The sequence below is a fragment of the Azospirillum sp. Sh1 genome (genome assembly GCF_008365135.1).
In the GTDB taxonomy this organism is placed as follows: Bacteria; Pseudomonadota; Alphaproteobacteria; order Azospirillales; family Azospirillaceae; genus Azospirillum; species Azospirillum oryzae.
Window position 1 is genome coordinate 1 of sequence record NZ_VTTK01000072.1, and the last position, 11,031, is coordinate 11,031.

General features: G+C 69.5%; 10 protein-coding genes. 1 reads left to right on the forward strand and 9 read right to left on the reverse strand.

Annotated elements, in window-relative coordinates:
* Window positions 1-222: 222 nt before the first annotated feature.
* The gene (locus FZ029_RS32315; protein WP_149274240.1) at window positions 223-762 is read left to right on the forward strand and encodes a hypothetical protein; all 540 of its coding nucleotides are present in this window, start codon (window positions 223-225) and stop codon (window positions 760-762) included.
* A 3-nt stretch (window positions 763-765) separates the two neighbouring features.
* Here the strand turns inward: FZ029_RS32315 and FZ029_RS32320 are convergent, their stop codons facing one another.
* The 9 genes from FZ029_RS32320 to FZ029_RS32360 all read right to left on the reverse strand — a co-directional run bounded on the left by FZ029_RS32320 (window position 766) and on the right by FZ029_RS32360 (window position 10,732).
* Entirely contained in the window at window positions 766-1,284 is a 519-nt protein-coding gene (locus FZ029_RS32320) for a flagellar protein FlgN (protein ID WP_149200694.1), read from the reverse strand.
* Entirely contained in the window at window positions 1,281-1,613 is a 333-nt protein-coding gene (locus tag FZ029_RS32325) for a rod-binding protein (RefSeq protein WP_149274242.1), read from the reverse strand. The genes FZ029_RS32320 and FZ029_RS32325 overlap by 4 nt, the downstream gene beginning before the upstream one ends.
* A gap of 43 nt (window positions 1,614-1,656) precedes the next feature.
* On the reverse strand, window positions 1,657-2,841 hold the full coding sequence (locus tag FZ029_RS32330) for a flagellar basal body P-ring protein FlgI (protein WP_149274244.1): 1,185 nt from the start codon (window positions 2,839-2,841) through the stop codon (window positions 1,657-1,659).
* An 11-nt stretch (window positions 2,842-2,852) separates the two neighbouring features.
* Window positions 2,853-3,956 (reverse strand): flagellin, encoded by a 1,104-nt coding sequence (locus FZ029_RS32335; protein WP_149274246.1) that lies wholly within the window; start codon window positions 3,954-3,956, stop codon window positions 2,853-2,855.
* 4 nt (window positions 3,957-3,960) lie between these two features.
* Entirely contained in the window at window positions 3,961-5,358 is a 1,398-nt protein-coding gene (gene flgK / locus FZ029_RS32340) for a flagellar hook-associated protein FlgK (protein WP_149274248.1), read from the reverse strand.
* 25 nt (window positions 5,359-5,383) lie between these two features.
* Window positions 5,384-6,628: a flagellar hook protein FlgE gene (locus FZ029_RS32345; protein WP_149274250.1), complete on the reverse strand. Its 1,245-nt coding sequence runs from the start codon at window positions 6,626-6,628 to the stop codon at window positions 5,384-5,386.
* Window positions 6,629-6,993: 365 nt separating this feature from the next.
* Window positions 6,994-8,004 carry a flagellar motor protein MotB gene (locus tag FZ029_RS32350; RefSeq protein ID WP_149274252.1) on the reverse strand — a complete coding sequence of 337 codons (1,011 nt, stop codon included), beginning with the start codon at window positions 8,002-8,004 and terminating at the stop codon, window positions 6,994-6,996.
* A gap of 6 nt (window positions 8,005-8,010) precedes the next feature.
* Window positions 8,011-8,898, reverse strand: a complete 888-nt coding sequence (gene motA, locus FZ029_RS32355; protein WP_085090949.1) for a flagellar motor stator protein MotA — start codon at window positions 8,896-8,898, stop codon at window positions 8,011-8,013.
* A gap of 103 nt (window positions 8,899-9,001) precedes the next feature.
* Window positions 9,002-10,732 (reverse strand): hypothetical protein, encoded by a 1,731-nt coding sequence (locus FZ029_RS32360; protein WP_247892607.1) that lies wholly within the window; start codon window positions 10,730-10,732, stop codon window positions 9,002-9,004.
* Window positions 10,733-11,031: the final 299 nt, after the last annotated feature.

The following is an 11,031-nucleotide window of genomic DNA, read 5'->3' on the forward strand; positions in this document are numbered from 1 at the left end:
ACGTGGGAGAGTAGGTCGCCGCCAGGTCACTCAGCCTCAAGAGACGCATAACACGAAGCATAAGCTTGCATCTTCACGCCAATTCAAAACGCCCCGGTTCGTCAGAGCCGAGGCGTTTCGGCGTTTGGGGCGCGCAATTCTGCATCGCTTCACCGGCTATTAATTTGTTTTTGGTCAATTCGGTGGATTGAACCGCCGGACGGCGGCGGCGTGGGGACGGCGATGGGCGATCCGGACGATCTTTTCGACATCTACCGCAAGGACCACGCCGCGGCGGCCCTGACCGGTCTCGCGCTTGCGGCCGCCCTGTCCGACACAGTGCGGCGCAGCTTCACGCTGATCGATGATCTGTGTGCCGATGTGACGCGCGCCCTGGTCCAGGCCCGCTACACCACCAAGCTGGCGCAATCGGTGACGGACCGTTCCAGCTACGTCCGGTTGGACCGCCGCTCGGAGAGCTTCCGCGATTATCTGCGGACCTGGAGCCAGCAGCGGGCCGAGAAGGGCGGCGGCGGCATGCATTGGGAAACGCAGATCCTGGTCACCGATCACCGGAGGACGACGAAGGAGATCGGACTGGGCATCGCCTTCGAATGGCCCGGCACGGAAGGGGAGGGTGGCCTCGCCTTCGTCGAGTTCTGGCCGACCGGCGCCGGCGTCTCCCTGCCGTCCGATGCCCGCGGATTTCAGCGGGCGCTCGTCGCCTGCATCATCAAGCTGGAGCAGGCCGGCGAACTGGCCAGCGTCAAGGATCGTGGATAAGCCCTACAGCGTCGCGTTCAGGCCGGACGCCGAAAGTTCCACCGGCCGACGCGCCTGTCCGTCGCGGGCATAGGTGCCGTCGCTGGATGCCTTCTCCAGCGCGGTCAGCAGGTTGCGGTTGATCGTCAACACCGCCTTGCGCAGCGCGACGAGGCCGGAGGCGTTGACGGTCACCGCCCGCTCCAGCCGGTCGATGCGTTCAAGTGTCATCGCGCGCAGATCGTCCGGCAGGCGGATACCCTCGTCCCGCGCCCGCAACACGGCACCTTCCAGCTGTTCCGCCATAGCCGCCTTACGGTGGGCGAAGGCTTCCAGCCGGTCGAGCATGCCGGCGGCGATGCAGGCGGACTCCTCCTCCAGCACGGACGAAAGCGCTTCCACGGCGTCGAGGAAGTCGCGCACCAGCAGGGCGGTGGCGCCGTCATAGCCGGGATCGGGCGCGGCCGGCCCCTCCGCCTGCGCCTGTTCGGCAACGCGGTCGGGGGCGAATTCGTGGATCAGGTCCTTGAGGGTGACGCTCATGACCGCTGCTCCGCCCCGGCCGCTCCTTGCGCTGCGTAAAGGCGCGCAATCTCGTCGTGCGTCATCCTGCCGATGCCCAGCGTGCCGGACTCGGCGATGGCCTTGCCATATTCCTGCAACAGCATGCTGCGCCACGGCTTTTCCGCCGGGCCGCCGCCACCGAACAGCGGACTTTCACGCATGCCCGCGAACATGCTTTCCATCAGTTGGCCGACCAGCATCGCCTCGAACTCCTTCGCCACCTTGTCTGCGGCTGCGGGGTTGGGGATGGCCGGCGTCGAAGGCGTTATTGCGGCCGTGCTGCGGAGGGTCGCTGCGGCGATGTCCATCGTCGTCTCTCCATCGTGGTCTGTCCATCCTGGTCTCTGGGGGTCAGATGATTTCCAGATCGGCGTGCAGGGCGCCGGCGGCCTTGATGGCCTGGAGGATCGCCACCATGTCGCGCGGCCCCACCCCCAGCGCGTTCAGCCCGTTGACCAGCTGCTGCAGGCTGACATTGCCGCCGACGGTCACGAACTGGCGGCCGTTGCCCTCCTGAACCTGCACGTCGGTGCGCGGCACCACGACGGTGGAGCCGTTGCTGAAGGGCTGCGGCTGCGACACCTGCGGCGTCTCGACGACGCGGACGGTCAGGTTGCCCTGGGTGATGGCGACGCGGCTGACCCGCACATCGTCGCCGATGACGATGGTGCCGCTGCGCTCGTCCACCACCACGCGGGCGATGGCGTCGGGGCGGACCGGCAGCTGTTCGATCTCGCCGATCAGGCGGGAGATGTTGCCGACATAGGATCCGGTGATCCGCACATCCACGGTGGTCAGATCCACGACCCGCGCATTGCCGGCGCCGAGCCGGCCGTTCACCGCGTCGGCGATGCGGATCGCCGTGGTGAAGTCGGGATTGCGCAGGGCCATCCGCACCTGTCCGACATCGTTCAGCGCGAATTTCAGCTCGCGTTCCACCGTGGCGCCGTTGGCGATGCGGGCGGTGGTCGGCACCCCCTTGGTCACCGTCGCCGCCGCCCCGCCGGCGGTGAAGCCGCTGACCGACAGCGGCCCCTGTGCCACCGCGTAGGCCTCGCCGTCGGCGCCCAGCAGCGGAGTCACCACCAGCGTGCCGCCCAGCAGGCTGGTGGCGTCGCCCAGCGCCGACACCGTCACGTCGACCGTCGTGCCCTGGCGCGGGAAGGGCGGCAGGCTGGCGGTCACCATCACCGCCGCGGCATTGCGGGTGCGCAGGGTCTCGCCGCGGGTGTTGATGCCCAGCCGCTCCATCATTCCCTTCAGGCTCTGTTCGGTGAAGGGTGTGTTGATGAGGCGGTCGCCGGTGCCGTTCAGCCCGACCACCAGACCATAGCCGACAAGCTGGTTGCGGCGGACCCCGTCGAAGGTGACCAGATCCTTCACCCGCGTCTGCGCCACCGCCGGAACGGGCACGGCCGACAGCATGCCAAGCACCAGCAGCACCCCGCCGGCCAGCGCCGCGGCACGGCTGAAAACAGCACGGCGGAAAGCGGGCCGGAGCCGGCGCGGAACGGGGAGCTGGATGCCGGGGCTCATGGTGATGCGGCCTAGAGGTAGTTGGTCAGGTGCAGCTTGGCGATGCGCGCGGTGGCGCTGGAGGTGGCGTCGATCTGCGCCTCCAGCTGGGTGATCCGCGTGCTGGCCTCGTAGGGGTCGACGCCTTCCAGATTGTCGATCTGCAGGCTGAGGATCGCCTTCTGCGTCTTGTGCTGCTCGGCCAGCGTGGCGACCTGGGCGCGCTGGATGCCGAGCTGCGCCGTCGCCTCCCGCAGCTTGCCGAGCCCGCCGGACAACTTGTCCACCGCGGTCTTGATGTAGTCGGGATAGGCGTCGACGTTCATCTTCGACGTGTCGACCGCCGCCAGCATGTAGATGCCTTCCAGCATCTCCCGCATCATCGGATCGTTGGCCTGCACGCCATAGGCGATGCTGGTGGACTCCGCCGGCCGGCCGCTGACGCGCGGCGACGCGGCGCCGCCCGGCTGCTGCGCCGTCGTGCCGGTGTAGAGGCCGCCCTCGAAGGTGTCGGTCAGCGGGGCGGGGGCCGGTGTCGCCGGGTCGCGCACGGCGAACAGATCGTCCAGCCGGGCGATCACCGCCGCGGTCTCCGCCGCCGACTTCGGCATCGCCGTGCCGCCGGTGGCGGATTGGATGGCGTCCTGGACGATCTGCATCGGCGAGCGCAGGCCCGACTTGTCGCCGTCGACATTGCGCATCGGCGGCTGGTCCAGCGCCGTGCCGGCGAACAGATAGCTGTTGCCGGACGCGGCGTTCAGCAGCCCGACCACCTGATCCAGCACGCCGCGCGCCCGGATCTGCAGAGACGTACCGGTCGGCGACTGCTGCCCCAATCCGGTGGAGGCGGCGGCCAGCAGGTCGGTGCCCGACGCGATGATGCTGGTCATCGCGCTGTCCATCGTCTTCATCCGCCCGTCGAGCAGGTCGGTGGTCTTCACATACTCGTCGGTGCGGTCGAACAGGTTGCGCAGCGCGATGTCGCGGCCGGTGCCGGCGCCGATGGTCGCCGCGACGTCGGCATGGAGGCCGGTCGACACCTCCTCGTTCGCGCGGGTCAGCTCCATCTGCTGCCGGGTCATGGTGCTTTGCAGCTTCCGGCTCATCCCCAGCGTGGACAGGGCATTGTACAGCATCGGCTTACCCCTTGATCTGCAACAGGATGTCGATCATGCGGCCGGCGACCTGCACCACCTGGGCGCTGGCGCCATAGCTCTGCTCGATCAGCAGCAGCTTCTGCATCTCGTCGTCGATGTTGACGCCGTCGCGGTTGATGCGCGCGGTTTCCAGCGTGTCGGCGCTGATCTTGCGCGCGTTCATCTCCGACTCCGCGCCGGTGCGGTAGCCCTGCTGGGCCGACACCATCGCCGTGGCATAGCCGCCGAGCGTCGCCGAGGCCGGCATGTCGGTGGCGGCGAAGCTGCGGGTATCGGTGAAGACGGTCAGGAACTTGTCGATCTGCGTCTGGTCGCCGGGCTGAAGCGGGGCCGCCGCCTGCACGCCGCTCTGCATCCGCCAGCTTTCCGTCCGCACCGCGTCGTTGACGGCGATGCGCGAGGCCAGCCCGGCGGTGGCGCCATAGGCCGCGCCGGCATCGGTGAACAGGCCGGGCTGGGTCGGATCGGCCTCCGCCCCCTGGAAGGCCTGGACGATGCCGGCCGCCAGCTCGTCCAGCTGCGCCATCGCGCGCGGCATGTCCTGCTTGATGGTCTGGACATAGCCCATGATGCGACCGCTCTGGATCTCGCTGTCCGGCTTGGCCGACAGGGCGACGCCGTTCGCCATCACCTCGTCCCCCAGCAGGGTCAGCGGCTGTTCGCCGGGCGCCAGCGGGTGGTCGAGCAGGGTCTGGCCGTTGCGGGTCATCACCACCGTCTGGCCGTCCTCGCGGCTGTAGGTTCGGATGCCGATCTCCTGCGACACCTGATCGAGCAGGCGGTCGCGTTCGTCGCGCAGGTCGCCGGCATCGCCGCCGCGCGTCTCCAGCGTCGCGATCCTGCCGTTCAGGTCGCTGATGCGCTGGAGCGAGGTGTTGACCGCATCGACGGAGGTCTGCAGACGGCCGCGGGCATCCTCCTGCACGGTCTGCGCCGCCTCGGCGGCACGGTTCAGCCCGTCGGCCAGGGCGGTCGCTTGCGACACCACGGCGTTGCGGGCCGCGTCGTCGTTGGGCATGTCGTGCAGGCGGGAAAAGGCCTGCTGCAGCTTCGACAGCTGGGTCGAGACCGATTTCTCGTCCTGCGGCTGTCCCAGCACCAGCGCATAGTCGGCCAGCGCCGAAGCGCGCGCCTCCTGCCCGCTGTAGCGGCTGGTCTCGAACCGCGCATCGCGGATCAGCAGCTCGTCCACCTTGCGGGCGACGGCGTCCACCCGCACCCCTGCACCCCGGCCGGCGGTGGTGACCGCCGACAGGTCGAGGTCGCGGCGCACATAGCCGGCGGTGGTGGCGTTGGCGAGGTTGTGGGACACCATCGCCGCCTGCTGCTGCGTCGTGCGCAGGCCGGACAGGGCGGAGGTGAGGGCGAGTTGGACGCTCATGGCCGGGGCTCCGTCTGTGCTGGGCTCAACGCTTCAGGCGCGTGGTTTCTTCGACCATCTCGTCGGCCGTGCGCACCAGGGTGGCGCTGGACGAGTAGGCGCGCTGCGTTTCGATCAGCGAGACCAGTTCGGTCGCGATGTCGACGTTCGACTGCTCCAGCGCGCTGCCGACGACGGTACCGGCAGCGCCCTGCTTGCCGGCGCCGAGCGTCAGGGTCCCGGTTTCCGCCCCCAGCGTGTAGGTGTTGCCGTCCTGGGCGACCAGACCGTCGGGGTTGGTGACGGTGGCGATCGGGATCTGGTACAGCGCCTGCCGGGCGCCGTTGTCGTACATCACCCACAGCTTGCCGCCGTCGTCGATGTCGACCGAGGTGACCTGCCCGACCTTGGCGCCGTCGCCGGTGATGGTCGGAACATAGTCGCCGTTCAGCTGCGTGAGGTTGCCGAGTGACACGCCGAAGCTGTCGGCCGTCGGCGTGGCCGGCGAAGTGACGGTGATGCCCGGCATCGGGTCCAGCGGCAGGCCGGCGCCGTCCACCGGCTTTCCGGCATAGGGGCCGGTGGCGGCGAAGGTCAGCGTCACCGGCGCACCGCCGACGGTGTATCCGGCCGGGCCGGTGGCGGTCAGCGTCCACTCGTTGGGATTGGTGGTCTTGGTCCAGGTCAGCGACAGGTCCAGCGGATTGCCCAGACCGTCATAGAAGGTCGGGCTGCTGGTGAAGCTGTCGCCGGCGGAGGCCTGGGCCGGCAGGTTGCCGGAGAAATCCATCGTCGTCGTTTTGCTGCCGCCATAGACGAGATTGCCGATGTTGACCGACTGCAGATCGTCGAAGCGGGAATTGCTGACGTTCGGCATGGTGCCGTCGGGATTCAGCTTCCAGGCTTCCAGATACTGGCCGGCGTTGTTGCGCAGAAAGCCGGTTTCGTCGGGCAGGAAGCTGCCGGCGCGGGTCAGCGAGTATTCCGGCGTGCCCGACGCCTTGTTGCCGACGACGAAGAAGCCGTTGCCGCTGATCGCCATATCGGTGGCGGAACTGGTGCCCATGATCGTGCCGTCCTGCTGCACCTGATAATGGGTGGCGGACTGCACGCCGCTGGCGGTGTAGGTGCTGCGGCTTCCGGGCACGGTGACCAGGGTCGAGAAATCCACGGTGGCCCGCTTGTAGCCGACCGTCTGGGAATTGCTGATGTTGTCCGAAATGGCGGCAAGGCGCGAGCTTTGCGCGGACATGCCGCTGACACCGGACCGCATGGCGCTGTACAGGCTCATCCTTGGAATCCTCTGGTCAACCGACGAACGGAAGGGGGTTGTGCGTTCCGGGATTCTCCGCGGATGACTGGCGGGGTTAACGGTAGCGAAGGGGTTTTAAAGGGGCTTTAAAGGAAAAGGGGAGGGGTTTTGTTAAAATGTATTGGGGATTTATTTGAAGAGTGTCGGCTTCGATTGCCCCCACCCCAACCCTCCCCCGCTCTCAGCGGACCTATGGTCCGCCTGCCGCGTCAGCACAAAGCGGAGCTTTGTGCGAGAGCTGGGCGGGGGAGGGGGCAAGTGCTTTTGCGGGAGGGTGGCGGTAGTCCCTCCCCCGCCCAGCGGGGGAGGTTAGGTGGGGGTCTAACGTTGCCACCAGAGATTTCCTATCGCCGCAGCAACGTGATGCTGATCCGCCGGTTGCTGGGATCGAGCGGACCGCCGGCTCCGAAATGGTCCAGATCCGCGCGCCCCTCCACCCGGACGATGCGTCCGCCCGGAATGCCGCTGGCGATCAGCTCGCGCCGTGCCGCGTTGGCGCGGTCGCTCGACAGTTCCCAATTGCCGTACTTCGCATCGGGCGCATAGCCCAGCGCATCGGTGTGGCCGGTGATGCCGATCGGGTTGGGCACCGACGCCAGCGCCGACGCCACCATCCGCATCAGCCGCCGTCCCGGCTCGTTCATCTGGGCCGAGCCGACCTTGAACATCGAAAAGCGGGCCTGATCGGTCAGCTGTACGCGCAGGCCCTCCGGCACCTGCTGGATCACCAGACTGCCCTGCAGGGCGTTCAGATCCGGCGAGGCGGCAATGCGCTGGCGCAGGTCGCGTTCCAGCGTCTCCAGCGCAACCCGCTCCGTCAGTTCGGAGGACTGGCGGTCGAGCAGCGCCTCCAGCTCCGCGCGGGTGGCGCTGACGCCGGGCGCCGGCTGTTCGGCGGCAGGCGTCACCGGCGCGCTCTCCGTCGCGCTGCGCAGCAGGTCCACCGGCGGAACATTGCCGCCGGGCGGATGGGGCATCGGGTCCTTGCGGCCGGCCGGCTGGCGGTCGCTGTCGCCGACCGACGCGACGACGGGCGGGGAGGCCACCGGGCTCGCCTGATCGCCGGCGGCATTCGGGGTGGTCAGCGAGCCGGTCTTGTCGACCGAACGGCCGGCCAGCATGCCGTCGGCGCCGGAATTGCTCTGCGACACCGCCACCGGGTTGAAGTAGTCGGCGATGCCCTTGCGCTGTTCGGTGGTGGTGATGTTCATCAGCCACATCACCAGGAAGAAGGTCATCATCGCCGTCACGAAGTCGGCATAGGCCAGCTTCCAGGTGCCGTTGTGCTCTTCCTCGTCATGGCTGCCGAGATGGCGCTTGACGATGATCGGGGGGAGGGCGGTCTTGCGCGGCATGGCCGGTCACGCCGCCTGACGGCCGTCGCGGGCCTTGGCCTGCGACGACAGCGTGGTTGCGACCTCCACCTCGGCAAGGCTGGGCTGGATGTCGGTGTACAGCACCTTGCGGGCATATTCGGCGCAGACCTGCGGCGGGCTGCCGCGCAGGTAGGCGCACAGTGCCGCCTTGATGCAGAAATACATGTTCAGTTCCGATTCGCGGCGCTGGCGGGCGGCGCTGGCGATCGGGCCGACCATGCCGTAGGACAGCAGCACGCCGAGGAAGGTGCCGGTCAGCGCCCCGCCGATCATCCGGCCCAGCACTTCCGGCGCCTCGCTGATGGCGCCCATGGCGTTGATGACGCCCAGCACCGCGGCGACGATGCCCAGCGCCGGCAGGGCATCGGCGAGGTTCTGCAACGCCTTAGGCACCTGGTTCAGCTCGCGGCCCAGTGTGTCCAGTTCCTCCGCCATCAGCGATTCCAGGTCGTGCGGGTTGTCCTGCCCCAGCGCGATCAGGCGCAGATAGTCGCACAGGAAGGTGATGCAGCGGTCATAGCGCAGGACGTTGGGATACTGGGTGAACAGCGGGCTTTCGGCCGGCTTGTCGATGTCCGCCTCGATCTGCGACATGCCCTTGGACTTGGCGACGCGCAGCAGGCCATAGACCAGCGCGATCATGTCCAGATAGTCGTTCTTGGGCGTGGCCCGCCCGCGGGCGATGGCGCCGACCGCGCGCAGCGTGTCGCGCAGCACCGCCGGGCTGTTGGCGATGGCGAAGCCGCCGATGCCGGCGCCGATGATGATGACGATCTCCACCGGCTGCCACAGCACCGCCATCCGTCCGCCCATGGCATAGAAGCCGCCGAGCACGCTGGCGAACACCGCGATCAACCCGAACATCAAGCGCATGTCTTCTTCTCCGGATGTGCAAAAGCCATCGCGATTGGGGGCAACAGTCCGCCGACGCTACCGCCCGCCGTTTAAAGCGGCTTTACGGATCAGGGCCCAAAGGTCAGTGAGTCCCCTTCCACGCCCGCGCCAGCCGGCCGAGCGCGTCCGCCGTGGCAAGGTCGCGCTCCACCGACTCCGCCCGCAACGGCCCGTCGGCCGGCGGCGGGGTGAGCGCGTCCAGCAGCCCGGCCCAGCGGGTTCCGGCCAGCCGCGCGCGTTCCGCGGCACCGAAACCGCGCGTCGCATCGGCGTCGCCGGCCAGATAGGCCGACAGCCCCTGCAAAGCCAGATCCTCCGCCGTCGGTTCCGCTCCCGTGGCCTCCCGTTCGGCGGCCAGTTCGGCGAAGGCGGTTCGCGCCGCCCGCCATTCCCCGGCGGCGAACAGCCCCTGCGCCCGCAGCCGCGCCGCCTCCGCTCCGCTCAACCCCCGCAGCGCGTCCAGCGCCCGCACGGTGTCGCCGTCGCCGAGCAGTGCGTCGGCCCGCAACAGCGCCCGGCGTTCGGCCAGTTCCGGCTCCAGCCCCGAGCCGCCGGTGCGGGCCAGCACGTCCAGCGCCTCCCCCTCGCGTCCACCGTCGATCAGGGCGCGGGCCAGTGTGGCGCCAAGCTCCGCCCGGCGCGGACCGCTCGCCCTTTCGGTCAGCGCATGCAGGATGCGGGTCGCCTCCAGCCCATAGCCGTCGCGCAGCAGCAGGCCGGCGAGGCGCCGCCGCAGCCCGCCGTCCGGATTGTCGGCCAGCGTCACCAGACGGCCGTGCCGCGCCTGCAAGGCCAGCGCATAGAGCCCGCCCGGCGGCGACTGCTCCAGCCGGTCGAGCACGGCGGTCAGCAGGGTGCGCCCGGCGGTCAGCGCGTCGCGCCCGCGTGCGGTGGCGCCGAAGCGCCGTCCCAGCAGGCCGAAGATGTCGAGCGCCGCGTCGGTCCTGCCGCTGCGGGCATAGGCGCCGCCGAGGGCCGCCAACGCATCCGTTTCGATGTCGTCGCCGCGCCAGGCGAAGCGCAGGGCTTCCAGCGCCTTGATAGCGCCGTCCTCGTCCAGCCGGCCCAGGCCGCGGCGCAGTTCGATGGCGCGCACCTCCGCCCGGCGGGCGAAGGGACCGCGGCGCAAGGCTGCCGCGGCGTCGTAACGCTCCAGTGCCGCATCGGGCGTCGCCTTCAGTTCCGCCAGCCGGCCGCGGAAATAGTCGAGCCGGCCGTCGGCCATGCCCACGGAATCGACGGTGATCATCTCCAGCACGATCAGGTTCAGCGCCGCACTGTCGCCCGCCTCGTCCGCCGCGGCGGCCAGCGTGGTTAGCAGCCGGCTGCGCAGGTCGGCCGGATAGTCCAGCAGCCGGCGCAGGGCGATGGGCAGCCCTTCCTTCGCCGCCGCCCAGCGGGTCGGCGCCAGTGCCGCGCTGCGCCAGACGGTGTGGTCGGGCATGGCGCCGGCCGGCAGCTGGACGAACAGATTGTCGTCGGGCGCATCCTCACGGTCGAGCGCGCGGAAGGCATCGCCCAGGATGCGCAGGGCATAGCGCTGATCGGGCGCCGGCGACAGGCTGGCCGCCGTTTCCAGCGCCGCGCGTCCTTCCTCGTCCATGGCGCGGGCGAGCAGGAAACGGACCAGCGCGATCTGTGCCTCGACCCGCGCACGACCTTGCGCCGTCTCGACGGCGACCTGCAGCGCCTCGCGCCTGTGGTTGAAATCCTCCCCGGCCCAGCCGGCGAGATCCATCGCGGCTATGGGCGGCGGCGCAGGCGGCTTGGGCGGTTCGGCGGCCTGCTGTGCGGGCTTCGGGATGCGTTCCAATTGCCGCAAGGTCTGCTGGATGCTGTCGCGGACTTCGCCTTCCAGGCTGGCAACGACGGGGAGGGGTGGGTTAGGCGCAATCCCCCTCTCCCCCCCGGGGAGAGGGTCGGGGTGAGGGGGATGCATAGCGTGGCTATCCCGAGAATCCTCGCCACGCTCCCCCCCCCCCCCCCCCCCCCCCCCCCCCCGGGGGGGGGGGGGGGGCGGGGGGGGGGGGGGGGGGGGGGGGGGGGGGGCTCGGCCGCCGGGGGGGGGGGGGGTCTGCGCCCCCCCCCCCCCCCCCCACCCAGGGGGCACCG